Source organism: Baekduia alba, from assembly GCF_028416635.1.
In the GTDB taxonomy this organism is placed as follows: domain Bacteria; phylum Actinomycetota; class Thermoleophilia; order Solirubrobacterales; family Solirubrobacteraceae; genus Baekduia; species Baekduia alba.
In genome coordinates, this window is sequence record NZ_CP114013.1 from 2345105 (window position 1) to 2371267 (window position 26163).

The 26163-nt window shown below is 73.3% G+C and carries 25 protein-coding genes; 22 read left to right on the forward strand and 3 right to left on the reverse strand.

The genetic code is table 11. From position 1 onward, the window contains the following. Nucleotides 1-3: 3 nt before the first annotated feature. The 4 genes from DSM104299_RS11745 to DSM104299_RS11760 all read left to right on the forward strand — a co-directional run bounded on the left by DSM104299_RS11745 (nucleotide 4) and on the right by DSM104299_RS11760 (nucleotide 4142). A complete protein-coding gene (locus DSM104299_RS11745) occupies nucleotides 4-1188 on the forward strand; it encodes a TadA family conjugal transfer-associated ATPase (RefSeq protein WP_272477498.1) in 1185 nt (394 codons plus the stop codon). Continuing rightward, nucleotides 1185-2039, forward strand: coding sequence for a type II secretion system F family protein (locus DSM104299_RS11750; RefSeq protein WP_272477499.1), 855 nt, complete (start codon nucleotides 1185-1187; stop codon nucleotides 2037-2039). The genes DSM104299_RS11745 and DSM104299_RS11750 overlap by 4 nt, the downstream gene beginning before the upstream one ends. A 120-nt stretch (nucleotides 2040-2159) precedes the next feature. Next, the gene (locus DSM104299_RS11755; RefSeq protein WP_272477500.1) at nucleotides 2160-3005 is read left to right on the forward strand and encodes a type II secretion system F family protein; all 846 of its coding nucleotides are present in this window, start codon (nucleotides 2160-2162) and stop codon (nucleotides 3003-3005) included. 48 nt (nucleotides 3006-3053) lie between these two features. Next, complete coding sequence (locus DSM104299_RS11760; RefSeq protein ID WP_272477501.1) at nucleotides 3054-4142, forward strand: nicotinate phosphoribosyltransferase; 1089 nt, start codon at nucleotides 3054-3056, stop codon at nucleotides 4140-4142. 153 nt (nucleotides 4143-4295) lie between these two features. Here the strand turns inward: DSM104299_RS11760 and DSM104299_RS11765 are convergent, their stop codons facing one another. Then, nucleotides 4296-5915: a DUF3352 domain-containing protein gene (locus tag DSM104299_RS11765; RefSeq protein WP_272477502.1), complete on the reverse strand. Its 1620-nt coding sequence runs from the start codon at nucleotides 5913-5915 to the stop codon at nucleotides 4296-4298. Between the two features lie 441 nt (nucleotides 5916-6356). Here DSM104299_RS11765 and DSM104299_RS11770 point away from each other — a divergent pair, with 441 nt between their 5' ends. The 7 genes from DSM104299_RS11770 to mraY are packed head-to-tail and all read left to right on the forward strand — an operon-like array spanning nucleotide 6357 to nucleotide 14103. Continuing rightward, the gene (locus DSM104299_RS11770; protein ID WP_272477503.1) at nucleotides 6357-6806 is read left to right on the forward strand and encodes a division/cell wall cluster transcriptional repressor MraZ; all 450 of its coding nucleotides are present in this window, start codon (nucleotides 6357-6359) and stop codon (nucleotides 6804-6806) included. A 20-nt stretch (nucleotides 6807-6826) separates the two neighbouring features. After that, nucleotides 6827-7771, forward strand: a complete 945-nt coding sequence (gene rsmH / locus DSM104299_RS11775) for a 16S rRNA (cytosine(1402)-N(4))-methyltransferase RsmH (RefSeq protein WP_272477504.1) — start codon at nucleotides 6827-6829, stop codon at nucleotides 7769-7771. Further along, nucleotides 7768-8703, forward strand: a complete 936-nt coding sequence (locus DSM104299_RS11780; RefSeq protein WP_272477505.1) for a hypothetical protein — start codon at nucleotides 7768-7770, stop codon at nucleotides 8701-8703. The genes rsmH and DSM104299_RS11780 overlap by 4 nt, the downstream gene beginning before the upstream one ends. A gap of 6 nt (nucleotides 8704-8709) precedes the next feature. Continuing rightward, a complete protein-coding gene (locus DSM104299_RS11785) occupies nucleotides 8710-10374 on the forward strand; it encodes a peptidoglycan D,D-transpeptidase FtsI family protein (protein ID WP_272477506.1) in 1665 nt (554 codons plus the stop codon). Nucleotides 10375-10409: 35 nt separating this feature from the next. Continuing rightward, nucleotides 10410-11840, forward strand: a complete 1431-nt coding sequence (locus DSM104299_RS11790; RefSeq protein ID WP_272477507.1) for a UDP-N-acetylmuramoyl-L-alanyl-D-glutamate--2,6-diaminopimelate ligase — start codon at nucleotides 10410-10412, stop codon at nucleotides 11838-11840. After that, on the forward strand, nucleotides 11821-13134 hold the full coding sequence (locus DSM104299_RS11795) for a UDP-N-acetylmuramoyl-tripeptide--D-alanyl-D-alanine ligase (RefSeq protein ID WP_272477508.1): 1314 nt from the start codon (nucleotides 11821-11823) through the stop codon (nucleotides 13132-13134). The genes DSM104299_RS11790 and DSM104299_RS11795 overlap by 20 nt, the downstream gene beginning before the upstream one ends. After that, complete coding sequence (mraY, locus tag DSM104299_RS11800; protein WP_272477509.1) at nucleotides 13135-14103, forward strand: phospho-N-acetylmuramoyl-pentapeptide-transferase; 969 nt, start codon at nucleotides 13135-13137, stop codon at nucleotides 14101-14103. It abuts the gene before it with no gap. A gap of 87 nt (nucleotides 14104-14190) precedes the next feature. Here the strand turns inward: mraY and DSM104299_RS11805 are convergent, their stop codons facing one another. Then, nucleotides 14191-14802: a hypothetical protein gene (locus DSM104299_RS11805; protein ID WP_272477510.1), complete on the reverse strand. Its 612-nt coding sequence runs from the start codon at nucleotides 14800-14802 to the stop codon at nucleotides 14191-14193. A 50-nt stretch (nucleotides 14803-14852) separates the two neighbouring features. On the opposite strand from DSM104299_RS11805, the gene murD reads away from it, so the two are divergent. The 7 genes from murD (at nucleotide 14853) to DSM104299_RS11840 (ending at nucleotide 22393) form a co-directional block, all read left to right on the forward strand. After that, nucleotides 14853-16199, forward strand: a complete 1347-nt coding sequence (gene murD / locus DSM104299_RS11810) for a UDP-N-acetylmuramoyl-L-alanine--D-glutamate ligase (protein ID WP_272477511.1) — start codon at nucleotides 14853-14855, stop codon at nucleotides 16197-16199. Between the two features lie 6 nt (nucleotides 16200-16205). Continuing rightward, complete coding sequence (gene ftsW, locus DSM104299_RS11815) at nucleotides 16206-17450, forward strand: putative lipid II flippase FtsW (protein ID WP_272477512.1); 1245 nt, start codon at nucleotides 16206-16208, stop codon at nucleotides 17448-17450. Continuing rightward, nucleotides 17350-18432 (forward strand): undecaprenyldiphospho-muramoylpentapeptide beta-N-acetylglucosaminyltransferase, encoded by a 1083-nt coding sequence (gene murG / locus DSM104299_RS11820; protein WP_272477513.1) that lies wholly within the window; start codon nucleotides 17350-17352, stop codon nucleotides 18430-18432. The genes ftsW and murG overlap by 101 nt, the downstream gene beginning before the upstream one ends. Before the next feature lie 158 nt (nucleotides 18433-18590). Further along, nucleotides 18591-19901, forward strand: coding sequence for a UDP-N-acetylmuramate--L-alanine ligase (locus DSM104299_RS11825; RefSeq protein ID WP_272477514.1), 1311 nt, complete (start codon nucleotides 18591-18593; stop codon nucleotides 19899-19901). Between the two features lie 45 nt (nucleotides 19902-19946). After that, the gene (locus tag DSM104299_RS11830; RefSeq protein ID WP_272477515.1) at nucleotides 19947-20774 is read left to right on the forward strand and encodes a cell division protein FtsQ/DivIB; all 828 of its coding nucleotides are present in this window, start codon (nucleotides 19947-19949) and stop codon (nucleotides 20772-20774) included. Nucleotides 20775-20980: 206 nt separating this feature from the next. Further along, nucleotides 20981-22057, forward strand: coding sequence for a cell division protein FtsZ (ftsZ, locus tag DSM104299_RS11835; protein ID WP_028075006.1), 1077 nt, complete (start codon nucleotides 20981-20983; stop codon nucleotides 22055-22057). Nucleotides 22058-22267: 210 nt separating this feature from the next. Beyond that, complete coding sequence (locus DSM104299_RS11840) at nucleotides 22268-22393, forward strand: hypothetical protein (RefSeq protein ID WP_269208533.1); 126 nt, start codon at nucleotides 22268-22270, stop codon at nucleotides 22391-22393. Here the strand turns inward: DSM104299_RS11840 and DSM104299_RS11845 are convergent. Continuing rightward, a complete protein-coding gene (locus DSM104299_RS11845) occupies nucleotides 22390-22629 on the reverse strand; it encodes a C40 family peptidase (protein WP_272477517.1) in 240 nt (79 codons plus the stop codon). The genes DSM104299_RS11840 and DSM104299_RS11845 overlap by 4 nt on opposite strands. Before the next feature lie 100 nt (nucleotides 22630-22729). On the opposite strand from DSM104299_RS11845, the gene DSM104299_RS11850 reads away from it, so the two are divergent. Genes DSM104299_RS11850 through gcvPA form a run of 4 tightly spaced genes read left to right on the forward strand, consistent with a single transcriptional unit; the run spans nucleotide 22730 to nucleotide 26139 of the window. Next, complete coding sequence (locus DSM104299_RS11850; protein WP_272477518.1) at nucleotides 22730-23227, forward strand: ferritin; 498 nt, start codon at nucleotides 22730-22732, stop codon at nucleotides 23225-23227. 42 nt (nucleotides 23228-23269) lie between these two features. Continuing rightward, nucleotides 23270-24343, forward strand: coding sequence for a glycine cleavage system aminomethyltransferase GcvT (gene gcvT / locus DSM104299_RS11855; protein WP_272477519.1), 1074 nt, complete (start codon nucleotides 23270-23272; stop codon nucleotides 24341-24343). Between the two features lie 11 nt (nucleotides 24344-24354). Further along, the gene (gcvH, locus tag DSM104299_RS11860; protein WP_272477520.1) at nucleotides 24355-24741 is read left to right on the forward strand and encodes a glycine cleavage system protein GcvH; all 387 of its coding nucleotides are present in this window, start codon (nucleotides 24355-24357) and stop codon (nucleotides 24739-24741) included. Between the two features lie 15 nt (nucleotides 24742-24756). Then, on the forward strand, nucleotides 24757-26139 hold the full coding sequence (gene gcvPA, locus DSM104299_RS11865; RefSeq protein WP_272477521.1) for an aminomethyl-transferring glycine dehydrogenase subunit GcvPA: 1383 nt from the start codon (nucleotides 24757-24759) through the stop codon (nucleotides 26137-26139). The last annotated feature ends 24 nt before the right edge of the window (nucleotides 26140-26163 follow it).

Below are 26163 nucleotides of genomic sequence, written 5' to 3' on the forward strand. Positions count from 1 at the left end.
GGCATGGACCACGCGCTCGACGACCTCGCCGACCGGCTGCGCGACCGCCTGCTCGCCGAGGCGGGCGACGGCGCGGCCGACGCCGCGCCGCTGACCGCGCGGATCGACGCCCTGGTCGACCGCGAGGCGGGGCTGCTCGACGCGGCCACGCGCGCCGAGCTGGCCGCGCGCGTCGCGCGGCGGTCGTTCGGCCTCGGGCCGCTCGAGCCGCTGCTCGCGGACCCGGCCGTCGACGAGATCATGGTCAACGGCTCGGGCGCGCCGGTGTGGGTCGAGCGCGCCGGGCGTCTGGAGCCGACCGCCGTCCGCTTCGGCGACGACGCCGAGCTGCGCCACGCGATCGAGCGGATCCTCGCGCCGCTGGGGCGGCGCGTCGACGAGGCCGAGCCGATGGTCGACGCGCGGTTGGCGGACGGCTCGCGCGTGAACGTCGTCCTGCCGCCGCTGGCGGTCGACGGTCCGGCGATGACGATCCGGCGCTTTCGCGCGCAGCCGCTGGACGCCGACGAGCTGGTCGCGCGCGGGACGTGGTCGCCGCCGCTGCGGGACTTCCTCGCGCGCGCGGTCCGGGCGCGCGTCAACGTGCTGGTCAGCGGCGGGACCGGCTCGGGCAAGACCACCACGTTGGGCGCGCTGTCGTCGTTCGTCGACGCGCGCGAGCGGATCGTGACGATCGAGGACACCGCCGAGCTGCGCCTGCAGCAGCCGCACGTGGTGCGCTTGGAGGGGCGGCCGCCGAACGTGGAAGGGCGCGGCGAGATCACCCCGCGCCGGCTGCTGAAGAACGCGCTGCGCATGCGCCCGGACCGGATCGTCGTCGGCGAGATCCGCGGCGGCGAGGCGCTGGAGATGCTCGCCGCGATGACCACCGGCCACGACGGCTCGCTGAGCACGGTCCACGCCGGCTCGCCGTCCGAGGCCCTGCGCCGCGTGGAGACGTTGGCGTTGATGGCCGACGTCGACCTGCCGCTCTCCGCCATCCGCGAGCAGGTCGCCGACGCCCTCGACCTCGTCGTCCACCAGGCGCGCCTGCCCGACGGCCGCCGCCAGGTCACCGCCGTCTCCGAGGTCGTCCGCATCGCGGCCGGCCCCGCCACACGCGACATCTACACGTTCCGCGACGGCCGCCCGCGCTGGCGCGCCGCGCTCTCGGACTCTCTCGCCGCCCGCCTGGAGGCGGCCGCGTGACGGCTCCGCTGCTTGCCGCGTTGGCCGCCGCCGCCGGGGTCTTCGGCGCGTGGGAGGCGTTGGCCGCCGTCGAGGCGGTGCGCCCGGTCGCCGCGGTCGGGCGCGTCGTAGCGCCGCTGCGGCTCGCCGGTCGCGCGGGGCGGACGCCGACGACGCCGGAGCGGCGGCGGCTCGCGATCCTCGGCGCGGCCGCGCTGCTCGCCGCCGGCTGGCTGCTGGCGGGGCCGCTGCTCGGGGCGCTCCTGGCGGCCGGCGGACCCGCGGCGCTCGGCCCGATCCTCGCCGCGCGGCACCGCCGCTGGCGCCGGGCGCTGGCCGACGGCGTGCCGGGCGTGGCCCGCGCGCTCGCCGACGCCCTGACGGGCGGCCACAGCGTCCGGGGCGCGCTGGAGGACGTCGGCCGCTCCGGTGCGGTCCCGGGCCCAGCGGGGCTGGAGCTGCGCGCCGCCGCGCGGCGGCTCGCGCTCGGCGCCGCGACCGACGACGTCCTCGACGACCTCCGCCGCCGCGCCGGCGATCCCGGCTGGGACACGCTCGTCGCCGCGATCCTGCTCCAGCGCGACGCGGGCGGCGACCTCGCGACGCTCCTGCGGTCGGTCGCCGACGCCCGCGAGCATGCCCGTCGCGTCGAGGCCGACGCCCGCGGCCTCACCGCGCAGGCCCGCGCGACCGCCCGCCTCGTCGCCGGCCTCCCGTGCGCGGCGCTGGCGCTGGGCGAGCTGATCGCGCCCGGCACCCTCGCGGCCCTGCTCGCCGACGGCCGCTCCCGCCTCCTGCTCTTGGCGGGCCTGGTCCTCGGCACCGTCGCCTTCCTGGCGATCTCACACGTCGCGCGCGTGGGGGAGGCGTGACCAGGTGCATCATGTCGCTCGCGGCCCGGGTTCGGCGGACGCGATGAGCATCACCACCACGTCGGCTGGCCTCGCCGGCGGCCTGCTGGCGTTTGGGCTCGCCAGGGTTCGGCGGACGCGATGAGCATCGCCACCATGTTGGCCGGCGTCGCCGGCGCGCTGCTGGCGTTCGGGCTCGCCGACCTCGCGGCGGTGCTCGCCGCCCGCCGCCAGCGGGACGCCCGCGGCGCGGCGGGCCGCCGTCCCGCGCGCTGGGCGGCGATGCTCGCCCGGCTCGGTCGCCGTGTCGGCGTCCCGACGCCGCCCGGCGACCTCGGCGCGCGACTCGCCGCCGCCGGGCTCGGCGCGTCGGTGCGGACCGCCGACGCGATGGCGATCAAGGCCGGCGCCGGCGTCGCCGCGGCGCTGCTCGCCGCACCCGTCCTCTCCGCGCTCCCGCTGCGGCTCACGCTCGTCCTCGTTCCGCTGGCGGCAGCCGCGGGCTTCCTGACGCCGGACATCTGGGTGGCGCGCCGCGCTCGCCGGCGCGCCGATCGCGCCGGTTTGGAGCTGGCCGACGTCCTCGACCTGCTGCGCGTCGCCGTCGCCGCGGGGCTCCCGACCGGGCGCGCGCTGGCCGAGGTCGGGCGACGCCACGGAGGCCTCGTCGCGACCGAGCTGCGGACCGTCGCCGAACGCCTCGAGCTCGGCCTGCCGCGGGCGGTCGCGCTCGGCCACCTGCACCGCGCGCTGCCGCTCGCGGCGATCGGCCAGCTGACCGCCGCGATCGCCCGCGCCGACCGCCACGGCGCGCCGCTCGGGCCGGCCCTCACCGCACTCGCGCTCGAAGCGCGCGCGGACCGGGCGCGCGCCCTGCACGATCGCGCCGCCCGCGCAGCTCCGCGCATCCAGCTCGCGATCGCGCTCCTGCTCGTCCCCGCCGTCCTGCTGATCGTCGCGGCCGGCCTGGCCCACGGCCTCACCTGACCCGTGGCTCGCCGCGCCCGGCTCGCGCTTGCCGCTAGGTTCCGCTCGATGGCGCCGGACCTGCTCCGACTCGACCCCGCCACGTTCCAGCTGCCCGTCGGGCGGATCCGGGCGGGCTACTACAGCGACGCCTACTTCAACTCCACCAAGGAGCTGCTCGAGGCCGAGGACCGCCATCCGCAGGTGCTGATGCAGGTGTTCCAGAAGCAGGACTCGCTGCTCGGAGGCGTCGACGAGGCGATCGCGGTGCTGAAGGTCGGCGCCGGGCACGTCGGGCTCGACGGCGTCTGGCTGCCGGCGTGGGACGACCTCGTCGTGCACGCGCTGCACGAGGGCGACCCGATCGCGCCGCACGAGACCGTGATGACGATCGAGGGCGACTACACCCAGTTCGCCCATCTCGAGACCGTCTACCTGGGCACCATGGCGCGCCGCTCGCTGGTGATGCGCAACGTCCGGACGGTGGTCGACGCCGCCCGCGGCAAGACCATCCTGTTCTTCCCGGCGCGCCACGACCACTGGCTGGTGCAGACCGGCGACGGCTGGGCCGCGCACGTCGCGGGCGCGATCGGCGTGTCGACCGACGCCCAGGCGTCGTGGTGGGGCGGCCGCGGCGTCGGGACCGTGCCGCACGCGCTGATCGCGGCGTTCGGCGGCGACACCGTCGCGGCGTCGCGCGCCTTCGCGCACCGCTACCGCGACACCATCAACGTGACGGTCCTCGTCGACTTCGACAACGACTCGGCCCGGACCGCGGTCGAGGTCGCCGACGCGCTCGGCGACGAGCTGTGGGGCGTCCGCCTCGACACCTCGGAGTCGCTGGTCGACGTCGCGCTCGCCGACCTCGGCGAGGACGCGCCGACCGGCGTGAACGTCGAGCTGGCGCGCCGCGTCCGCATCGCCCTCGACGACGCCGGCCACCAGCGCGTGAAGATCGTCGCCTCCGGCGGCTTCGACGCGGCCAAGATCCAGCAGTTCGAGGACGCCGGCGCGCCGGTCGACGCCTACGGCGTCGGCTCCTCGCTCCTGCGCGGCCAGAACGACTTCACCGCCGACATCGTCCGCGTCGACGGCGCGCCGATCGCCAAGGTCGGCCGCGAGGAGCGGCCGAACCCGCGCCTGGTCCGCGTGCCGTAGAGCGCACGCGCCGCCGCAACGCCGCACACCGGCGCCGCCAACCCACCGGCGCCGCCAACCCAGCGGCGCCGCCAACGCACCGGCGCCGCCAATCCAGCGGCGCCGCCAACGCACCGGCGCCGCCAACGCGGCGGCGCCGGCACCGCGATCGCCCTACGGGATCGCCACCGCCGCCTTGAGGCGGGTGACGTCGCCGTCGGACGACACGCCGGCGGCCGCCGGGCCGAAGGCGTCCAGCGTCGGCTTCGCCTTCTGGAAGTCCTCGTCGCTGCCGGCCACCGCCGCGATGAGCTTCACGACCTGCGGCGTGTCGAGGAACAGGGAGGGCTTGGCGCCGTCGAGCAGGCCCGCGGCCGTCTTGAACGGGGCGGAGTCACCCAGCGTGGCGGACGGCGACAGCGCGTCGCGCAGCGCGTCCTTGCCCAGGGCGATCACGAACGTGTCGTCCTTGGCCGCCACGTCGATCGACGCCGGCACCGACGAGCCGAGGTCCACGGAGAAGCCCGACGCACCCGCCGGCGCGGCCGACAGGCCCGCGACGTCCACGTTCAGCCCCTTCAACACCTTGCGCAGCTTCGGGATCGCCGCCTTCGACGCCGCCGGGTCCTTGGACTTCACGACCAGCGCGCCGCTCAGGTCGCTCATCGTCGTGCCGCGCACGAACAGCGCCGCATCGCCCATCCACGACAGGAGGTCCTTCTGGACGTCGAAGCCGAGCTGGGACTTCAACCCCTGCAACAACGTCGCCGGGTCGACGCCGCCGGTCGCGCCCGAGGCGCCCAAGCCCTTGAGCGCGTTGTCGAACGTCCCGCCGACGTCGCCGATCCCGACGCTCAGCCACGACCCTGCCGGGACCGCGGCCGCCGCGCCCGGGCCGTCGCCCTTGCCGGTCGCCCGGGCCTTGAGGCCGATCGCCGCCGCGTCGACCTGCAACGCGTCCTTGGCCACGTTCAGCGACGCGGCCACCGACTGCAGTCCGCTCCCGGTGAGCAGCCCCTTGACCATCTGCAGCGGCGCCGCGTCGTCCTGCGACAGCTTGCCCGACGCCGCACCCGCGGCCAGGTCGAAGAACCGGCCCGGATCGGCGTAGGCGAAGCCGGCCCCGTCGGTGCCCACGACCTCGCGCGCCTTCTTGAACTGCGCGGCGTCCGCGAGCTTGGCGCCGGACTTCGCGTCGACCGCCGACTTGAAGCCCTTCTCGGTCCCGATCACGACCGCGTGGTCGATGACCGCGGCGGCCGTGTCGCCATCTGCCTTGTACTTGTACTTGACCCCGCGGTACTCGCGGTCGGCCGTGCCCTTGCGCGCGTCGACGAACTTCTGCGCGGCGTCGTCGTCGCGCGTGGCGATGGCGGCGACCACGTCGGCGTCGCCGCCGCCGGCGCCCACGGCGGTGACGGCCAGTCCGGCCCGCTGGCCCAGCCACGGGGCGATGTCCTTCGCGTAGGACGCGCCGTCGTCCTTCAGCGCGGCGTCGATCCACCCCACGACCTTGCCGGCCGGGTCCCCGGTCCGCAGGATCTTGCCGGCGACCGCGTCGAGGTTGGTGGCCAGGTCACCGGACGGGCGCACCTGCGCCTCGACGTAGACCGGGGCGGTCGCCGGGAGGAACGCGGCCGGATCGGCGCCGGCGTTCCCGCCGCCCCCGCTTCCGGACGAGTCGCCGCAACCGGCGATGGGGACGGCGACGACCGCGGCGGCCGCGAGCGCGCCGAGGAGACGCGAGCGCGAGCGCGGGCGCGTGACGGGGCGCGGCAGGAGGGAGGAGGTCATGCGCCGAATCCTACGGGCGTCCACGTCGGCGGGAGACGGTGGACAACCGCCCATGTGCCGGGCGGACAACCGCCCAAGCACACCACTATCCGGCTCGAACCCGGAAACCAGGAGCGTCGCCCACGACGCCCCACCCGGAGCACACCCCGCGGACGGAACCTCGTCCAGACCGCAACACGCGTTGCGGCGCTTCGCGATGCAACCGAACGTGCGCGCACGCGGACGAATTCCTCCCACCGCCACCCACCGGCGGAAACCCATCAACGGCAAGGGATCCGAGGGTCAGCACAGCCGCCGGACGTCCTCGGGTGGGGCAAAGTGTGGAATTGGTGTTGCATCGTGGGGGAGAGTGGGATAGAACGCCTCCTGCGGACCGGGGTGGAGGAGCTCCTCCCACTCCTCCACCCCGGCCCCTTTCTCTTCCGCGATGCGCACGTCCACATGGACACCTCGTTCACCGGCCAAGCCGACTACACCCTCGACGCCAAGAACCGCCTCACGGTTCCGGCGCGCTACCGGGGTGCTCTCGAAGGCGGCCTCGTCCTCGCCAAGGACATCGAGCCCTGCGTCGCCATCTGGCCGACCGCCGGCTACGACGACTTCCGCCGCGCCGCGCTCCAGGACGTGCACCCGATGAGCCAGCGCGGGCGCAAGATCATGACCTTCCTCTCCGCCAACTCGACGCCGGCGGGCCTGGACTCCGCGGGCCGCGTCCCGCTTCAGCCGTTCCTGCTGGACCACGGCAGGCTGCACAGCCGCGACGTGACCGTCGTCGGCGCCGGCGACCACCTCCAGATCTGGAACCGCGAGGCCTGGACGGCCTACAACGACCAGCTCGCGGCCGACATCTTCGACATCTCCGCGGCGTTCGACACGCCCGCGTCCGCGTGATGCTCACTATCCCTTATGACATGACCGCCTCCCATGTCCCGGTCCTCGCCGGCGAGCTGATCGAGGCGCTCGACCCGCAGCCCGGCCAGATCGCCGTCGACTGCACGTTCGGCGCCGGCGGACACGCGCGCCTGGTGGCCGAGCGCATCGGCCCGACCGGCACGCTGATCGCCATCGACCGCGACCCCGTCGCCGAGACCCACTTCGAGCAGCTCGCCGCCGAGGTCAGCTGCACCACCCGCTTCGTCCACGCGTCGTTCGCCGACGGGCTGCGCCAACTGCTCGAGGAGGGCATCCGCGCCGACCTCGTCTACGTCGACCTCGGCATCTCCTCGATGCAGGTCGACACGTGGGAGCGCGGGTTCTCCTACAGCTACGACGCGCCGCTGGACATGCGGATGGACTCCGACCAGGAGCTCGACGCCGCCACGGTCGTCAACACCTGGGAAGAGCGCCGCATCAAGCAGATCCTGCGCGAGTACGGCGACGAGCGCTACGCGGGCCAGATCGCCCGCGCGATCGTCCGGGTGCGCGAGGACCACGCGATCGACACGACCAGCGCGCTGGTCGACGTCATCAACCACGCGATCCCCGCGCGCGCCCGCTTCGCCGGCGGCCATCCCGCCAAGCGCTCGTTCCAGGCGATCCGGATCGCCGTCAACGACGAGCTCGGCCAGGTCGACGAGGCTCTGCCGCTGGCCTGGCGCATCCTGCGTACGAATGGCCGCTTTGCAGGCATTTCCTTCCACAGTGGCGAAGACCGCCGCGTGAAGCGCTTCCTCGCCGCCCGTGCACAAGGATGCACGTGCCCGCCGGAGCTCCCCGTGTGCGTCTGCGGTCGCACGCCGGAGGCCGAGCTGATCGGCCGCGGCATCGCGCCGTCGGCCGGCGAGGTCGCCAGCAACCCCCGTTCGGCGTCCGCCCGGATGCGAGCCGCCCGCAAGCTCAGGGAAGAGGAAGCATGACCCCACCCGCCGCCGCCACCCGCACGCTGGGGCGCACCGTCGCGCCGCGTGCTCCTCGCCGCGTCTCGGGCCCGGCCGCGCGCCCGATCCGGACCCGCCCGCCCCAGGGCGCACGCCGGCGCAACGCGCGCGCCCGCACGTCCGCCGACGAGGCCTTCGCCCCCCGCGCCCTGCGGCGCACCCGCCAGCTCGCCGACTCGCGCTTCCTGGACCGCCTGATCCGTGGCCGCCTCTGGATCCCGCTCGTCGCGGCCGGCCTCATGGGGATCGTCTTCATGCAGGTGACGATGCTCAAGCTCAACGCCGGCATCGGCCGCGCGGTGACCAGCGCCGGGACGCTCGAGCGCCAGAACGCCACGATGCGCGCCGACGTCTCGCGCATGGAGGCCGGCAGCCGCATCGACGCCACCGCGCACAGCCTCGGCATGGTCGTGCCGGCCGACGGGTCTGCCAACTACGTCCGCGCCAGCGGCGGCGGCGGGCAGGCGAGCACGGCCGCGTCGAAGATGACGCCGGCCGACCCCAACGCGATCGCGCGCGCCCAGGCCGGCACCGCGCTGGCCGCGGGCCAGGCGGCGGGGACGACCACGACCGGCTCGGCGACCGCCGCGCCGACGCCCGCCCAGGCGCAGGCCGCGGCCCAGTCTCCCAGCGGGACGGTGGCGGCGGCGCAGACGACCACCCAGACCGCTACGCCGACGACTTCGGGCACGGGCACCGCGACGGGCGCTGGGACGACGGGCACCACCGGAGCGGCCACCACGCCGGCCGCCGTCACCCAGCAGCCCAGCGCGACCGGGACCACCGGCGCGGCCGCGACCGGCGCCACCGGCGCCACCGGCGCCGCCGCCGCGCCGACCCAGCAGCAGGCCCAGACCGCGGCCGCCCCGACCACCTCCGGCGGCGCGGTCGCGCCCACGCCGCAGGGGTAGCGGACGATGGTCCTGGTCGAGCGGCGGATCGGTCTCCTCTTCGCGTTCTTCCTGTGCCTCCTCCTGCTCGCCGGGATGCGGTCGCTGCAGCTCGGCACGCTCAAGGGCGGGATGCTCAAGAGCGCGGCCGCCAGCCAGCAGGTCCAGACGGTCGACGTCCCGGCCCACCGCGGCACGATCACCGACCGCAAGGGCGTCGAGCTCGCCGTCTCCCAGGCCGCCGCCGACGTCTCCGCGACGCCGTACCTCGTCAAGGACAAGCTCACCGCGGCCAAGCGGCTGGCGCCGCTGCTCGGCGACACCGAGGCCGACGTCCTCAAGAAGCTGTCGGTCCCGAAGTCCGGCTTCGTCTACCTCGGCCACCGCGTGCCCGGCGACCAGGCCGTCAAGATCGCCAAGCTGCACATCGAGGGCATCGACCTCAAGCCGACGCAGCGGCGCACCTACCCGCGCGACTACCTCGCCTCTCAGGTGCTGGGCAGCGTGAACCTGGCCGGCGTCGGCTACTCCGGCGTCGAGGAGGAGTTGAACACCAAGCTCGGCGGGACCGACGGCCAGCGCCGCACCGTGCGCGACGGCGTCGGGACCGACATCAAGGTCCAGAACACCACGCTCGCCCAGCCCGGCGACAAGGTCGAGCTGTCGCTGGACGCCGCGATCCAGGACAAGGTCGAGGACGTCCTCAAGGGCATCGGCAAGACCTACCGCCCGGCGGGCGCGACCGCGATGGTCACCGACCCGCAGACCGGCGAGGTCCTGGCGATGGCCAACTGGCCACGCGTCAACGCCAACGCGCCGACCGCGGCGCCCGGCTACGCCAACCAGAACCGCGCGGTCGGCTACACCTATGAGCCCGGCTCGACGTTCAAGGCCGTGACCGTCGCGGCCGCGCTGGAGGACGGGACGGTCACGCCCGACACCGCCTTCGACCTCGCCCCGCAGATCACGCTGTATGACCGAACGATCTCCAACGCCGAGCCGCGGCCGGCGATGCGGATGACGGTCAGCCAGATCCTCGCGCGCTCCGACAACGTGGGCGCGATCACGATCGGCCTCAAGCTCGGCAAGGCGCGCTTCGACCACTACGTGCGCAAGTTCGGCTTCGGCGCGAAGACCGGGACCGACCTGCCGGGCGAGGAGCGCGGCATCGTGCTCCCGCTGAGCAAGTACTCCGGGACGTCGATGGGCAACCTCCCGATCGGGCAGGGCGAGTCGGTCACGCCGGTCCAGATCGCGCAGTTCTACGGCGCCATCGCCAACGGCGGCATCCTGAAGACGCCGCACGTCGTGCGCCGCGTCGACGGCAAGCTCGTGACCGAGATGAAGAGCAGGCGCATCATGAAGGCCTCGACGGCCGCCGCGCTGCGCCAGATGCTCGAGGGCGTCTTCAAGGAGGGCGGCACCGCGCACGCGGTCCAGATCAAGGGCTACACCTTGGCGGGCAAGACCGGTACGGCCAACAAGGTCGACACCAAGACCGGGACCTACTCCGACACGAACTACATCGCGTCGTTCGTCGGCTTCGCGCCGGCCAACAACCCCAAGCTGCTGATCTCCGTGATGGTCGACCAGCCGGCCGGCGGCTCGATCTTCGGCGCCGAGGTCGCGGCCCCGGCGTTCGGCAAGATCGCCAGCTTCGCCCTGCAATACGAGAAGATCCCGCCGCAGTAGGGCGGCTAGGAGACCTGCCCGCTATGGTCGCCGCGATGCTCTTGGGCGACCTCTTCGAGGACCGCTCGCTCCCGCAGGTCGACGTCAGCGCGCTCGCCTACGACGCGCGCGCCGTCACCCCGGGCGCGGCCTTCTTCTGCGTGCGCGGCTTCACGGCCGACGGCCACCGCTACGCGCCGGACGCCCTGGCCAACGGCGCGGTCGCGCTGGTCGTCGACCACCCGCTGAACCTGGGCATCCCGGAGGTCCTGGTCCCGGATGTCCGGGCATCGATGGCGCCGGCCGCGGCACGCTTCAATGGCGACCCGACCGCGCGGCTGGCGACGGTCGGGATCACTGGGACCAACGGCAAGACCACCACCTCGTACCTGACGCGCGCGCTGCTGGAGGCCGCCGGCCGCCAGACCGGGTTGATGGGTACGGTGACGTCGTGGGTCGGCGGCGTCGAGCATCCGGTCGTCCGCACGACACCCGAGGCGATCGACCTGCAGCGCCAGTTCCGCGCGATGGTCGAGGCCCGTTCGCCCGACGTCGCCGCGGTCATGGAGGTCTCCTCGCACGCGCTGGCGCTGCACCGCGCCGACGCGATCCACTGGGACGTCGCGGCGTTCACGAACCTCACGCAGGACCACCTCGACTTCCATGCCGACATGGAGGACTACTTCCAGGCCAAGCGCCTGCTGTTCGAGGTGGCCGCGGCGCAGGGCGCGACGCTCGTCACCTGCGTGGACGACGCCTACGGCGCGCGCCTGGCGCGGGACTTCCCGGAGACGGTGACGATCGGGATCGACGCGCCGGACGCCGCGCTGCGGGCGGTCGACCTGCGGCCCGGCGGCGCGTTCACCGACTTCACGGTCGACGGCCTGGCGCTGCGCGCGCCGCTGCCGGGGCGCTTCAACGTCCTCAACGCGCTGGTCGCGCTGGCCGCCGCGCGGGCGCTGGGCGTCGACGACGCCACGATCGCCGCGGCGCTGCCGACCGCAGGCGGCGTCCCGGGGCGCTTCGAGCCCGTGGACGCCGGCCAGGACTTCGCGGTCATCGTCGACTACTCGCACAAGCCCGACGCGCTGGACAACGTCCTGAGGACCGCCCGTGAGATGGCCACCAACAAGCTGATCGTGGTCGTGGGCGCCGGCGGCGACCGCGACCGCGGCAAGCGCCCGCTGATGGGCGCCGCGGCCGCGCAGCACGCCGATCGCGTCGTCATCACCTCCGACAACCCGCGCAGCGAGGATCCGGAGGCGATCATCGCGGCCGTCGCGGAGGGCGCCGGGCCCGACGCGCTGCGGGTCGCCGACCGGCGCGACGCGATCGTCGCCGCGATCGACGGCGCCGGGCCGGGCGACGTCGTCGTCATCGCCGGCAAGGGCCACGAGACCTACCAAGAGGTCGCCGGCGGCGTGAAGCTGCCGTTCGACGACCGCGAAGTGGCTCGGGAGGCGCTGCGTGCGCGGCTGGAGCGCTGACCGGGTCGCGGAGGCGGCGGGCGCGCGCCTGGTCACGCCGGCTGCGCGGACGGGCGCCGAGGGTCCGGCGCGCGCCGTGATCGACTCGCGCCACGCGGGGCCCGGCGACCTGTTCGTCGGCCTGCCGGGCGAGCGAGTGGACGGCGGGCGCTTCGCGACCGACGTCCTGGCGGCCGGCGCGTGGGGCGCGCTGGTCGGCGAGGACTGGATCCCGGCCGAGGCGCCGGCCGACGGGGTGATCCTGGTCGCCCCCGACCCGCTGGCCGCGCTGCAGCGCCTCGCGACCGCCTGGCGGCGCGAGCTCGGCGCCGCCGGCTGCCGGGTGATCGGGATCACCGGCTCGACCGGCAAGACCTCCACCAAGGACCTGACGGCCGCGATGGTCGACCAGCAGCGCCGCGTCGTCGCCACGCCGTTGAACCTCAACACCGAGATCGGGCTCCCGCTCACGGTGCTCGGCGCGCCGTCGGGCACCGAGGTCCTGGTCCTGGAGATGGCGATGCGCGGGGCCGGGCAGATCGCCGAGCTGGCGCACATCGCCGAGCCCGACGTCGGCGTGATCGTCAACGTGGGGCCGGTCCACCTGGAGCTGCTCGGCACGATCGAGGCGATCGCGGCCACGAAGTCCGAGCTCCTGGAAGGGCTGCGCCCCGGCGGGACCGCCGTCGTCCCGGCCGACGAGCCGCTGCTGACCACGCACCTCGCGGCGCTGCCCGAGGGCGTCAGCACGGTGACCTTCGGCGCGCGCGGCGACGTGCGCGACCTGCCGGACGGCCTCGAGATCGGCTTCGAGAGCGCGCACATGTGCCAGAACGCGCTGGCCGCGCTGGCCGCGGCGCGGGCCGTCGGGGTCGAGCCGACAGGCCGCCTGGACGTCGCGCTGAGCGAGCTGCGCGGGCAGCGCCGGGAGCTGGCCGGGGACATCGTCGTCATCGACGACTGCTACAACGCCAACCCGATGTCGATGCGCGCCGCCCTCGACGACCTTGCCGCGTCCTCCTCAGGACGCCGCGTCGCCGTGCTTGGCGACATGCTGGAGCTGGGGCCCGACGAGGTGCGCTTCCACGAGGAGATCGGCGGCCACGCCCGCGCCGCCGGGGTCGACCTGCTGGTCACCGTCGGCCCGCTGGCCGCGGCGATGGGGCCGGCGTTCGGGGGCGAGGTGGTCGCGGTGGACGCGGCGGGGGAGGTCGTCGACGCCTTGGCGCCGCGTCTGAACGCCGGCGACACCGTGCTCGTGAAGGCCTCGCGCGGCGTCGGCCTGGAAGTCGTCGCTCAGGGATTGGCGGGCTAGATGGGCGAGGTCCTCATCGCCGGGATGGCGTCCCTGCTCATCTGCATCTTCCTGAGCCCGAAGTTCATCTCCTACCTGCGGCGCCGCGAGTTCGGCCAGAACATCCGCGAGGAGGGGCCGGAGGGCCACCACGAGAAGGCCGGGACGCCCACGATGGGCGGCATCATCATCTTCACGGCGATCTCGGTCCCGTTCCTGCTGCTCAGCGACTACGACTGGCGCTCGGTCGGCGTCTACCTCGCGGCGTTGTTGTCCGCGTTGCTCGGGTTCGCCGACGACTTCACGAAGATCATCCGGCGCCGCTCGCTCGGGCTGAGCGGCAAGGTGAAGCTCGGCGGCCAGGTCGCGATCGCGTTGTTGTTGTGGTACATCGCGACCCAGAAGGCCGACCTGCCGGCGACGCTGCGCCTGCGCACGATCGACGCGACCGTCGACCTCGGCGTGTTCTACCCGTTGTTCATCTACCTGGTCGTGGCCGGGACGACCAACGCGGTGAACCTGACCGACGGGCTGGACGGCCTCGCCGCCGGCTGCGCCGCGATCGTGTTGCTGGCCTACATCGGGATCACGTTCATCACCTCCGGTCAGACCGACCTGTCGCTGCTGGCCGGCTGCCTGGTCGGGGCGTGCGTCGGCTTCCTGTGGTTCAACGCGTTCCCGGCGACGATCTTCATGGGGGACACGGGCTCGCTCGGATTGGGCGGGGCGATCGCCGGGCTGGCGGTGATGACCAAGACCGAGGAGATCCTGATCCTCCTCGGCGGCATCTTCGTGGTCGAGGCCCTCAGCGTCCTGATCCAGGTCTTCAGCTTCCAGACCTTCCGCAAGCGCGTCTTCCTGATGGCGCCCATCCACCATCACTTCGAGATCCTGGGCTGGTCGGAGACCAAGATCATCCTGCGCTTCTGGATCATCGCCGCCGTCTGCGCCGCGTCGGGCTTCACGATCTACCAGCAGTCCATCGCGTAGGGGCGTTTCTCCGGGCCGCCTCGCCGCGCCTGAACGCACCCGCGGGAGCTTGATGGGCTGGCGCCCACCGGCGCTCCGCGGGCGCGCTCAGCCACGACGATCCGGGCCGGAGAACCGCCCCTGCCTATCGTCTGCGCAGCTCCTCGTCGACCCGGACGCGGCGGGCGCTCGCCCCGCCGGAGCCGGGGTCGATCGGACCTGGTCGACCGCGAGGGGCAGCGGGGTCGGCTGGAGGCGGTAGGTGACGATCGCGAGCGAGAGGTTGGAGCGCTCGTCGGCGAGGTTGCCGGTGCCGCCGGCGCCGATCGTGCCGCCGTTGACCTCCAGGCGGTGCGTGTGGGCGTCGAGAAGCATGATGGGGTGGTCGGGCGGCTGGCGGCGCAGCAGCTCAGGACGCTGGCCCGCGCGGCGCAGGAACGGGTCGGTGAGTCCGCGCCATCCGCAGCCCGCCGACCCGGACGACCTGCGGCCCGTGCGAGCCGTCGGAGCGAGCCGGTCCAACTGCGTCAGCACGATCGCGCCGTCGGCGGCCAGGTCCTTCAACAACGTGTCGCCGTCGTGGCACGGCGAGATCCCGACGGCGATCTCACCCACCGACAACCGGCGCTCCTGGGTGACGAGCGCGAGCGCGCCGACGGCTCCGGTGACGGCGGCGGCGGCGATGAGCAGGAGGGCGATGGCTCGGCGGAGTCGTGCCACTCCCCGGAGGACCGCCCAATACGCCGAACAACTACCGTCAGCAGCGCAATATGCCGAACCGCCCGCCGCTGCCGCCCGGTCCCTTCCTCGTCGTCGGCCTCGCCCGTTCCGGGCAGGCCGCCGCCGCGCTCCTGCACGCGCGTGGGGAGGAGGTGATCGCGACCGATGGCGCCGCGGCCGAGCGGCTGCGCGCCAGCCTGCTGCCGCCGGAGGTCGAGGTCCACGCGGGCGTCGACGGCGTCGCGCTGCTGGAGCGGGTGCGCGCCGTCGTCAAGTCGCCGGGCGTCCCGCAGGAGGCGCCGGTCATCGCCGCGGCGCGGGCGCGCGGGATCCCGATCCTCGGCGAGCTGGAGCTTGCGTGGCGCTGCACGCCCAACGAGGTCATCGCGGTCACCGGCACCAACGGCAAGACGACGACGACCGAGCTCCTCGGCCACCTGCACCGCGAGGCCGGCGTGCCGGTCGCGGTCGTCGGCAACGTCGGGACCGCCTACTCGTCGCTCGCGCTGCCGGGGGGCTGGGCCGACGCCCACGACGCAAGTGCCGTCGTCGTCTGCGAGTGCTCGTCCTTCCAGCTCGAGGACACGAGCGCCTTCGCGCCCGAGGCCGCGGTCATACTCAACCTCGACAGCGACCACCTCGACCGCCACGGCTCGGTCGAGGCCTACCACCGGGCCAAGTTGAAGGTCTTCGCCAACCAGGGCAACGACGACATCGCGGTCGCGCCCGAGGACCTCGACGTCCCCGACCTCGGCGGCTGCGCGCGGCGCGTGCCGACCGGCGAGTCGCCCGAGGCCGAGCTGGCGCTGCGCGCCGGCACGCTGTGGTGGGACAGCGAGCCGCTCGTCCGCGTCGAGGAGCTGGCGCTGCGCGGCCCGCACAACGTCCGCAACGCGATGGCCGCCGCCGCCGTCGCGCTGGCCCGCGGGCTCGACGTCGACGCCGTCCGCGCCGGGCTGAAGACCTTCGCCGGCGTGCCCCACCGCCTCGAAGCGGTCGCCGAGCGCGACGGCGTCACCTACGTCAACGACTCCAAGGCCACCAACGTGGCCGCCGCACTTGTAGGCCTTGCCTCGTTCGAGGCGCCGGTCCACGCGATCCTCGGCGGCCGCGGCAAGGGCGAGGACTACGCGCCGCTCAGGCCGGCCGTCGCGCAGCACTGCGGGCAGGGCGGCGCCGTGTACCTGATCGGGGAGGAGGCGGCCGCGCTGCACGACGCGCTCGAGGGCGCCGCGCCGCTCTACGACTGTGGCGATCTCACCACCGCGGTCCAGCGCGCGCGCGTCAACGCGCAGCCCGGCCACGCCGTCCTGCTCTCGCCCGCCTGCGCCTCCTACGACCAGTTCGAGAACTTCGAGGCGCGCGGGGAGGCTTTCCGGGAGGCGGCGCGAATGTAAGGGCCGATGGCCCGCCGCCGCCATCCCCACCCGATCGAGCACAGCATCTTGATCACCGCCACGCTCTGCCTCCTGGCAGTGGGTGCGGTGATGGTGTTCTCCGCCTCGTCGTCGCGCTCCCTGCTCTCCGGGCAGGGGGACGGCACGTCGTTCATGGTCAAGTACGTGGCCTACGGCGCGGTCGGGTTCGTCCTCATGCAGCTGATCGCGCGGCGCGGCCTGGATCTCGTCCTGCGCGCCACGCAGCCGCTGCTGCTCGCGGCCTTCGTCTGCCTGGTGCTCGTCAAGACGCCGCTCGGCGTCTCGGTCAACGGCGCGACGCGCTGGCTCGGCGCCGGCCCGCTGGTCTTCCAGCCGTCGGAGCTGATGAAGCTCGCGCTCGTCCTCTACGCCGCCAAGCTCCTGGCCGAGCGGCCGAAGGTCCTGACGCGCCCGCAATACCTGATGCCCTTGGGCCTGGTCGCCGGCGGGGCGGTCCTGCTGATCGTCTCCCAGCCCGACCTCGGGACGGCGCTGGTCATCTGCTTCACGATGGCGGCGATGCTCGTCGCGGCGGGCATGCCGATCAAGTGGCTGGGCGTGGCGTCGGGCGGCGGCGCGATGCTCGTGTTCCTGTTCGCGATGGCCGAGCCGTACCGGCGCGACCGCCTGATGTCGTTCATGGACCCGTGGGCGCACGCCGGCGACGAGGGCTTCCAGGCGGTGCAGGGCCAGATCGCGCTCGGCTCCGGCGGCCTGTTCGGTCGCGGGCTCGGCCAGTCGCTGCAGAAGAACCTGTTCCTGCCCGAGGCCCACACGGACTTCATCCTGGCCATCGTCGGCGAGGAGCTCGGCGTCGTCGGGATCTTCGGGATCCTGTTCCTGTACGGGTTGCTCGCCTACGCCGGCCTGCGGGTCGCCAAGAACGCGCGCGGCACCTACGCCAAGCTCGTCGCCGCCGGGATCACGTCGCTGTTCCTCTCCCAGGCGATGTTGAACGTCTTCACCGTGCTGGGCCTGGCGCCGCTGACCGGCGTGCCGCTGCCGTTCATCTCCTACGGGTCGACCAACCTCGTCGTGTTGCTCGTCGGGATGGGCATCCTGCTCAACGTCGCCAGCGGCGGCAACGTGAAGCTGCGCGCCGTCCCGGATGTGGCAGGGTCCAGGAGCAATGGCAGCACCCGGAGCAGCACCGACGATCCTGATCGCGGCCGGCGGGACGGCGGGGCACGTCGTTCCGGCGCTGGCGGTCGCCGACGCGCTGCGGGCTGAGGCCGGCGCGAACGTCGTCTTCGTCGGCGGGGAGCGGGCCGAGAAGACCCTGGTTCCGGAGGCCGGCTACGAGCTGCGCCCGATCGCCGTGGAGGGGCTGAGCCGGACCAACCCGCTGAAGGCGGCGCGCGGTGCGCTGAAGGCCGCGACGGCCGTGCGGACCGCCCAGAAGATCCTGCGCGACGTGCGGCCCGACGCCGTGATGGGCGGCGGCGGCTACGTCGCCGGGCCCGTCGGCGCGGCGGCCGCGGCGGGGCGGATCCCGCTCGTGCTGACCGAGGCCGATTCGCACCTCGGCCTGACCAACCGGCTGCTGGCGCGGGCGGCGAGGCGCGTCTGCCTCGCGTTCCCGATCGCCGGCCGCGACGACCCGGACAAGTACCTGGTGACCGGCCGGCCGGTGCCGCCGCCGGTGACCGACCGCGACGGCGCGCGCGCCAGGTTCGGGCTCGGCGCCGGCGACACGTGCGTCCTGGTCTTCGGTGGCTCGCTCGGCGCGCGCTCGATCAACGAGGCATCGATCGACGCGTTCCGCGACGCCCCGTTCCGGGTCATCCACGCGTGCGGGACGCGCGACTACGCGGCGCTGCGCGAGCGCCTCGGGACGCCGCCGCCCGCCAACTACGACCTGCGCGAGTACATCACCCCGTTCGGGGACGCCCTGGCCGCGGCGGACCTCACGGTCGCCCGCGCCGGCGGCTCGATCTTCGAGGTCGCCGCGCACGGCCTGCCGGCGGTCCTGGTCCCGTACCCGCACGCCGCCGCCGACCACCAGACGGCCAACGCCCAGTGGATGGTCGACGCGGGCGCAGCGGTCCTGGTCCGCGACGGCGACGTGACGCCGCAGCGGCTGGACGAGGTCGTCGGCGGTCTGCTGCGCGACACCGCGAAGCTCGCGGCGATGGCCGCGGCGTCGCGGGGGCTGGCGCGGCCGGACGCGGCGCGCGACATCGCGCGCGAGATCCTGGCGGCTGCGGCATGACTCGGCCAGAGGCCTCGCAAGCCGGGCGGCAGCTCGCCCAGGGGCTCGCTCCCGCGGTATCGGGCGGCCATGGGGCGGCTGCGGCATGACTCGGCCAGAGGCCTCGCAAGCCGGGCGGCAGCTCGCCCAGGGGCTCGCTCCCGCGGTCTCGGGCGACCATGGCTGACCGGTTGCCGTGGGAGGGCCGGAAGGTCCACCTCGTCGGCATCGGCGGCGCGGGCATGTCGGGTTGGGCGCGGGTCGCGGTGCAGCTCGGCGCCACCGTCAGCGGCAGCGACCGCGCCGAGTCGCCGGCGCTCGACAAGCTGCGGGCGCTCGGCGTCGACGTCCACGTCGGGCACGCCGCGGCCAACGTCCCCGACGGCGCCGACGTCTTCTTCTCGACCGCGATCCTGACCGACAACCCGGAGCGCGTCCCCGGCGCCCAGCCGCGTGCCGAGCTGCTGCGGGAGCTGACGTCGCTGAAGCGCGTCATCGCGATCGCCGGCGCGCACGGCAAGACCACGACGACCTCGATGACGGCCCACGCGCTGCTCGGCGCGGGCGCGAGCCCCGGCTACCTCATCGGCGGCGCGCTGCGCACGACCGGCGAGAACGCGGACTGGGGTGCGGGGGAGTGGCTCGTGGTCGAGGCCGACGAGTCGGACCGCTCGATGCTGGCGCTCGACGTCGACGTCGCGGTCGTCCTCAACATCGAGCTCGACCACCACGCGACCTATGGCGGCTCGCTCGCCGGCCTGCACGCGGCGTTCGACGAGTTCCGCGCCCACGCCCACGCCGCGCGCGTCGTCGCACCGGAGCTCGCGCGTGCGGGCGACGAGGTCTTCTCCGTCACCGACCTCAGGCTCGAACCCGGCGGCTCCCGGTTCACCTGGCGCGGCCACGCGGTCGCCCTCCAGGTCCCCGGCGAGCACAACGCCCGCAACGCCGCCGCCGCGCTGGAGGCGATCCGCGCCGCCGGCGCCGCCGACGAGGCCGCGGCGGTCGCGGCGCTCGCGTCGTTCGCCGGCGCGGGCCGGCGGTTCGAGCGGCTGGGCGAGACCGCGTGCGGCGCGCTCGTCGTCGACGACTACGCCCACCACCCGACCGAGGTCGCCGCCACGATCGCCGCGGCGCGCTCCCTGCGGCCCCGTCGCCTCGTCGCCGTCTTCCAGCCCCACCTCTACAGCCGCACCCAGGAGCTCCACCGCGAGTTCGGCGCCGCGCTGGCCCAGGCCGACGTCGCGGTCGCGCTCGACGTCTACCCGGCCCGCGAGCAGGCCGCGGACTTCCCGGGCGTCACCGGCCGCCTCATCGCCGAGGCGGCGGCCGACCACGCCGGTGGCCGGCCGGTCTTCTGGCTGCCGACGCTCGACACCGCCTACTCCGTCCTGGCGCCCCGACTGCGCGCCGGCGACCTCGTGCTCGTGCTGGGCGCGGGCGACGTCGACCGCCTCGGCCGGCGGCTCGTCGCGGCGTCGCCGTCCTGACGAGCAAGGAGGTGACCGCGGCCCGGCGGCGAACCTCGCAACCGGATGCACCGCGCCGCCGCCATGCCGCGGGTTCGCAGCGTCCCGCGCCTGCCGCGGGCCGCCGTCTGGGCCCTCGCCCTGCTCGCCCTCCTCGTGGCGGGCGCCCTCTGGCTGCGCGACTCCTCGCTCGTGTCGGTCCAGAAGGTGACCGTCGTGGGCCTCACGGGCCCCGAGGCGCCGCGCGTGACGCGGCAGCTCGAAGACGCCGCGCGCGACATGACCACGCTGCACGTCCGCGGCGACCAGCTGCGCTCGGTCGTCGAGCCCTACCCGGTCGTCAAGGACCTGCGCGTCAGCACCGACTTCCCGCACGGCCTGAAGATCACGGTGGTCGAGAACACGCCCGTCGCCGCGATCTCGGTTGGCGACGACCGGACGCCCGTCTCGGCCGACGGCAAGCTCCTGCGCGGCGCCGACCAGCGCCAGCTGCCGATCGTCCCGCTGCGCGTCGCGCCGGGCGGCAACACGATCGTGGACGCCACCGCGCGCCACGCGATCGCCGCGCTCGCCGCCGCGCCCACCGCGCTGCGCGCCCGCGTCGAGCGCGCCTCGACGACGCGCGAGGGCGGCCTCACGCTGAAGCTGCGCAACGGCCCGGACCTGCGCTTCGGCGGCGCCGACCGCCTCGCCGCGAAGTGGGCCGCCGCTACCGCCGTGCTGGCCAGCAGCGCCTCCGCCGGCGCCACCTACCTCGACCTCCGCTACCCCGAGCGGCCTGCCGCCGGAGGGCTGGAGGACCCAGCGACGCAACGCGATCCGGAGGCCGTGAACTCCGCGGATCCGACGCAGCCGACGCCGACGCCTGGTGCGACGGCGCCGGTCACGCCTTAGCCAACCTCAACCTCAGCTTGAGCCTTCGGAACGCCATAAGGCTCAAGGGCAACTACAGACTTCCGCAAACTGCAAGCAAGATTGCGCTCTAGACTTCGCGTTGACACCCAAGATCGCCGATGCGTACCGTGCATCGGCCGAGAGCGCGCACAACGCGCGAAAAACTCTCGACGCTACCTAGAGGGTCGGACAGGAACTTCAAGCACATGGAAAGCGGCAGCTACCTCGCGGTCATCAAGGTCGTCGGCGTCGGCGGCGGTGGGACCAATGCGGTCAATCGCATGGTCGACGCCGGCCTGCGCGGCGTCGAGTTCGTGGCCGCGAACACCGACGCGCAGGCGCTCGCCATGTGCGACGCCGACATCAAGCTCAACATCGGCCACGAGCTCACCAAGGGACTCGGGGCGGGTGCGAACCCGGACGTGGGCTTCGGCGCCGCGGCCGAGTCGCGCGACGACATCAAGGAGGCGCTGAAGGGCGCCGACATGGTGTTCGTCACGGCGGGCGAGGGCGGCGGCACCGGCACCGGTGCGGCACCCGTCATCGCCGAGATCGCCAAGAACGAGATCGGCGCGCTCACCGTGGGCGTCGTCACCAAGCCGTTCGAGTTCGAGGGCACGCAGCGCATGCGCCAGGCCGAGGAGGGCGTCCAGCGCCTCCGCGACGTGGTCGACACGCTGATCGTCATCCCGAACGAGAAGCTGCTGGCGCTCGTCGAGCGGCGCACGACGATCCTCGAGGCGTTCCGGGAGGCCGACAACGTCCTCCGCCAGGGCGTCCAGGGCATCACGGACCTCATCACGATCCCGGGCCTCATCAACCTCGACTTCGCCGACGTCCGCACGATCATGCAGGACGCCGGCAGCGCGCTGATGGGCATCGGCCAGAGCGGTGGCGAGACGCGTGCCGCCGACGCGGCCAAGACGGCGATCTCCAGCCCGCTGCTCGAGCAGTCGGTCGAGGGCGCGACGGGGATCCTCCTCAACATCACGGGCGGGCCCGACATCGGCCTGTTCGAGATCAACGAGGCGGCCGAGATCGTCCAGGGCGCCGCCGACGCGAACGCCAACATCATCTTCGGCTCGGTCATCGACGAGTCGCTGGGCGACGAGGTGCGCGTCACGGTCATCGCCACGGGCTTCGACCACGGCCGCGCGCGGCCGCGGCAGGCGCGCGAGGAGACGCGCGAGACGGCGCGTCGTCGGGATCGCTCGCCGCGGGTCGAGCGCGAGTCGCTCGAGATCCGCGACGACGAGATCGACATCCCGCCCTTCCTGCGTTAGGCCTCGCAGGCCCGGCTCTCAGCGGTCCGCAACCGGACCCGCTGAGGGCCGTCAAGGGGTCCGAACCCCCTGGAAGACCAGGGCGTAGTCCTCATGCGGACGGCAAAATCCCAAGAACCGGGGATGGCGCAGACCATCGGAAGTGACGACACTGAGGGGACACCCCCGTTCCGCCTCGTCACCCCCCGCAAGGACGCCGCAATGCAAGACATGACCACGGATGAGCTCGCCGAGCTGCTCGCGCAGCTGGAGCTGAGCACGGAGGACTCGCGCGACGAGCTCCTCACGGACTTCCTCGTCCGTCCGTACCCGACGAAGGTCACTCAGGACAACTAGGACGCCGGACCGGCGGCGACCAGGTCGCCGCGACGGGCCGCGTCCAGGGACTCCAGCGTGCGGGTCACGGAGTCCGGGAGCGTGCGGGTGATGCCAACGCCGGCGAAGACGTCCTCGACCAGCGAGGACACGGTGATCGCCTGCGGGTCGCGCCGCCGCGAGCGCGCCGCGGCCGCCACCAGAACGGGGCAGTCGTTGCAGCGGGGGCAGGAGCGGCAGCAGCTCTTCGACGGCATGCAAGGGGCAGCGTAGCACGGTATGTAGGGCGCCCTAAGCACGACTTCGGCGGCCCTAACGTTGTTGATGTTGTTGCTCGCGCGTTATATGGTCGCCGCCATGCCTTCCGAGCGCTTCGTCGACGCCCTCAACGCCCAGGTCACCAAGGAGTTCGCCGCTGCTCATCAGTACACGGCGATCGCCACGTACTACTCCGACAAGACGTGGCCGCGGCTCGCCGCGTTCTTCTACGAGCAGGCCGACGAGGAGCGCGAGCACGCGCTCAAGATGGTCAACTACCTGTTGGACACCAACTCGCCCGTGAACATGGAAGGCGTCCCGCAGCCGAAGACCCAGTTCCCGGATCACGTCGCCCCGATCCGGCTCGCGCTCGAGCAGGAGAAGTCGGTGACGGTGAGCATCTCAGAGCTCGTCGGGATCGCGCGCGAGACCAACGACTACCGGTCCGAGCAGTTCCTGGACTGGTTCCTGGAGGAGCAGACCGAGGAGGAGTCCTCGATGTCCGACCTCCTCGACGTCGCCGAGCGCACCGAGGCCGTCCCGATGCTGCTCGAGGAGTACCTGGCGCGCGAGACGCCGGGCGCCAAGGCCGACTGAGCCACCCCGAGGAGGCAGGGGCCGACTGCTAGCCTCGCCGGCGTGTCCGCTGCCTCCATCGACACCGCGCTGAAGCGCACGCCGCTGTACGACCGGCACGTCGCCGCCGGGGCCAAGTTGGTCCCCTTCGCCGGCTGGGAGATGCCCGTCCAGTACGAGGGCGTCAAGCAGGAGCACCTCGCGACGCGCGCGACCGCGGGCGTCTTCGACGTCTCGCACATGGGCGAGATCGCGACGTCCGGCCCGGACGCCGAGGCGTTCCTCCAGCGCATCCTCAGCAACGACCTCACCAAGCTCCAGACCGGGGGCGCGCAGTACTCGGTGCTGTGCCGCGAGGACGGCGGCGTGATCGACGACCTCTTCACCTACCGCCTCGGCGCCGACGCGTTCCTGACCGTCACCAACGCGGCCAACCACGAGAAGGACTTCGCGTGGTTCGCCAAGCAGGCGGAGGGCTTCGACGTCACGGTCGAGGACGTCGCCGACCAGTACGCGATGCTCGCCGTCCAGGGCCCGCAGGCGCGCGAGATCGTCGGCGCGTTCTCCGACGGCCCGCTTCCGGACCGCTTCACCTGCCGGCACAAGATGCTGCGCGGCAAGAACGTCCTGGTCTGCGGCACCGGCTACACGGGCGAGGACGGCGTCGAGCTGCTGATCGACCCCGCCGACGCGCCGATGGTCTGGGACGAGGTCGTGCGCCGCGGCGCCGTCCCCGCCGGCCTGGCCGCGCGCGACACGCTGCGCCTGGAGGTCGGCTACCACCTCTACGGCAACGACCTGATGGAGGAGCGCGGCCCGATCGAGGCCGGCCTCGGCTGGGCGGTCAAGGAGGACACGGGCTTCATCGGATCCGAGGCGGTGCGCGCGGTGCGCGAGGCCGGTCCGTCCGAGAAGCTGGTGGCGTTCACGATGGCCTCCGGGATCGCACGCCAAGGCAACGCGATCGTCGGCGGCGGTGAGGTGACGTCGGGCACGATGTCGCCTTCGCTGGAGATCGGGATCGGCATGGCCTACGTACCGTCGGAGAAGGCGACCGAGGGCACCGAGCTCGAGATCGACGTCCGCGGCAGGGTGCGCAGCGCTACCGTCGCGAAGAAGCCCCTCTACAAGAAGTAGGCTGCCGCGCCATGGCCGACGCGAGCTACCCCACCGAACTGCTCTACCACTCCGAGCACGACTGGGCCCGCATCGACGGCGACACCGCCGTCTTCGGGATCACTTGGTACGCCCAGGACGCCCTGGGCGAGGTCGTGTTCTTCGACCCGCCGGAGGTCGGCTCGTCCGTCTCCGCCGGCGAGTCCTACGCCGAGGTCGAGTCGGTCAAGGCCGTCTCCGACGTGGTCGCGCCGCTGAGCGGCGAGATCGTCGAGGTCAACCTCGGCCTGGGCGACACGCCCGAGAACATCAACAACGACCCCTATGGCGACGGCTGGATGGTGAAGGTCAAGCTCTCCGACGAGGGCGAGATCGCGAGCCTGCTCGACGCCGCCGCCTACGAGGCGACGCTCTCCTAACCCCGAAGGACCCTCTTGACGCAGTACACCGCCGTCACCGACGCCGATCTTGCGGAGATGCTCTCCGCGATCGGCGTCAGCTCCATCCAGGAGCTGTTCGATCGCCAGATCCCGGCCGACGTGCGGCTGGGGCGCTCGCTGGATCTTCCCGCGGGCCTGCCGGAGCAGGAGGTGTACGCGCATCTGCGTGCGCTGGCCGCCGGCAACGTCTCGGCCGAGGACGAGATCACGTTCCTCGGTGCGGGCATGTACGACCACTACGTCCCGGCGGTCATCGACATGCTGTTGGGGCGGTCGGAGTTCTTGACGCCGTATACGCCGTATCAGCCGGAGGTCTCGCAGGGCAACCTGCAGGCGATGTTCGAGTACCAGACGGCGATCTCGGAGTTGACAGGGTTGCCGGTCTCGAACGCCTCGGTCTACGAGGGGCCTTCGGCCGTGGCCTCCGCGGGGTATTTGGCGCGGCTGGCCAACGGCAAGCCGAAGTTCGTGGTCTCGCGCGGGCTGCACCCACATTCGCGTGAGACGCTGCAGACCTACGCGCACGGGTTCGGTGCGGAGATCGTCGAGGTGCCGCTTCGTGATGGTGTGACCGATCCTGAGGCGTGGGCGGCGGCGATCGACGGCGAGACCGGCGCGGTCTTCTTCCAGCAGCCGAACTTCCTGGGCGCGGTGGAGGATGCCACGGCCCTGGCGTCGGCGGCGAAGGACTCGCCGGCCGTGGTGGTCGGCCAGTACGACCCGATTCCGCTGGGCGTGCTCAAGCCGCCGGGTGAGTGTGGCGTGGACGTCTGTGTGGGCGAGGGCCAGACGCTGGGCAACCGCCTGGACTTCGGCGGGCCGTCGTTCGGCTTCTTCGCGGCGACCGAGGCCTACCTGCGGCGCATGCCGGGGCGGATCGCGGGTGAGACCGTGGACGCCGACGGTCGGCGCGGGTTCGTGCTGACCCTCCAGACGCGCGAGCAGCACATCCGGCGTGAGAAGGCGACGTCGAACATCTGCACGGCGCAGGCGCTGAACGCGCTGGCGGGCGTGGTGTACCTGACGTGGCTCGGCAAGCAGGGGCTCGTCGACCTGGGCGAGCTGCTGCTGCAGCGCACGCACTACGCGCGTGAGCAGCTGGTCGCGCTGGACGGCGTCGAGGCGCTGCACTCCCAGCCGGTGGTCCGCGAGTTCGCGCTGTCGCTGCCGGGCTGCGACGTCGCGTCGGTGATCCGGCGCTGCCAGGACGAGGGCGTCAACCCGGGCTACGCGCTCGGGCGCGACTACGACGAGCTCCCCGACGGGTTGTTGGTGGCCTTGACCGAGCAGCGGTCGAAGGCCGACATCGATCGGCTGGTCGAGGTGCTGGGCGCCGCGGTCGCGGCCGAGCGCACGGCCGTGGGGGCGTCGGCATGACGACGTTCAACGACAACAAGCTCC

Excerpts from the sequence above, each read along its gene's own strand:
- DSM104299_RS11745 (WP_272477498.1), top strand. The coding sequence starts at position 4 with ATGGACCACGCGCTCGACGACCTCGCCGACCGGCTGCGCGACCGCCTG.
- DSM104299_RS11755 (WP_272477500.1), top strand. The coding sequence starts at position 2,160 with ATGAGCATCGCCACCATGTTGGCCGGCGTCGCCGGCGCGCTGCTGGCG.
- DSM104299_RS11760 (WP_272477501.1), top strand. The coding sequence starts at position 3,054 with ATGGCGCCGGACCTGCTCCGACTCGACCCCGCCACGTTCCAGCTGCCC.
- DSM104299_RS11765 (WP_272477502.1), bottom strand. The coding sequence starts at position 5,915 with ATGACCTCCTCCCTCCTGCCGCGCCCCGTCACGCGCCCGCGCTCGCGC.
- DSM104299_RS11770 (WP_272477503.1), top strand. The coding sequence starts at position 6,357 with ATGGACACCTCGTTCACCGGCCAAGCCGACTACACCCTCGACGCCAAG.
- rsmH (WP_272477504.1), top strand. The coding sequence starts at position 6,827 with ATGACCGCCTCCCATGTCCCGGTCCTCGCCGGCGAGCTGATCGAGGCG.
- DSM104299_RS11780 (WP_272477505.1), top strand. The coding sequence starts at position 7,768 with ATGACCCCACCCGCCGCCGCCACCCGCACGCTGGGGCGCACCGTCGCG.
- DSM104299_RS11785 (WP_272477506.1), top strand. The coding sequence starts at position 8,710 with ATGGTCCTGGTCGAGCGGCGGATCGGTCTCCTCTTCGCGTTCTTCCTG.
- DSM104299_RS11790 (WP_272477507.1), top strand. The coding sequence starts at position 10,410 with ATGCTCTTGGGCGACCTCTTCGAGGACCGCTCGCTCCCGCAGGTCGAC.
- mraY (WP_272477509.1), top strand. The coding sequence starts at position 13,135 with ATGGGCGAGGTCCTCATCGCCGGGATGGCGTCCCTGCTCATCTGCATC.
- murD (WP_272477511.1), top strand. The coding sequence starts at position 14,853 with ATGCCGAACCGCCCGCCGCTGCCGCCCGGTCCCTTCCTCGTCGTCGGC.
- ftsW (WP_272477512.1), top strand. The coding sequence starts at position 16,206 with ATGGCCCGCCGCCGCCATCCCCACCCGATCGAGCACAGCATCTTGATC.
- murG (WP_272477513.1), top strand. The coding sequence starts at position 17,350 with ATGGCAGCACCCGGAGCAGCACCGACGATCCTGATCGCGGCCGGCGGG.
- DSM104299_RS11825 (WP_272477514.1), top strand. The coding sequence starts at position 18,591 with ATGGCTGACCGGTTGCCGTGGGAGGGCCGGAAGGTCCACCTCGTCGGC.
- DSM104299_RS11830 (WP_272477515.1), top strand. The coding sequence starts at position 19,947 with ATGCACCGCGCCGCCGCCATGCCGCGGGTTCGCAGCGTCCCGCGCCTG.
- ftsZ (WP_028075006.1), top strand. The coding sequence starts at position 20,981 with ATGGAAAGCGGCAGCTACCTCGCGGTCATCAAGGTCGTCGGCGTCGGC.
- DSM104299_RS11840 (WP_269208533.1), top strand. The coding sequence starts at position 22,268 with ATGACCACGGATGAGCTCGCCGAGCTGCTCGCGCAGCTGGAGCTGAGC.
- DSM104299_RS11845 (WP_272477517.1), bottom strand. The coding sequence starts at position 22,629 with ATGCCGTCGAAGAGCTGCTGCCGCTCCTGCCCCCGCTGCAACGACTGC.
- DSM104299_RS11850 (WP_272477518.1), top strand. The coding sequence starts at position 22,730 with ATGCCTTCCGAGCGCTTCGTCGACGCCCTCAACGCCCAGGTCACCAAG.
- gcvH (WP_272477520.1), top strand. The coding sequence starts at position 24,355 with ATGGCCGACGCGAGCTACCCCACCGAACTGCTCTACCACTCCGAGCAC.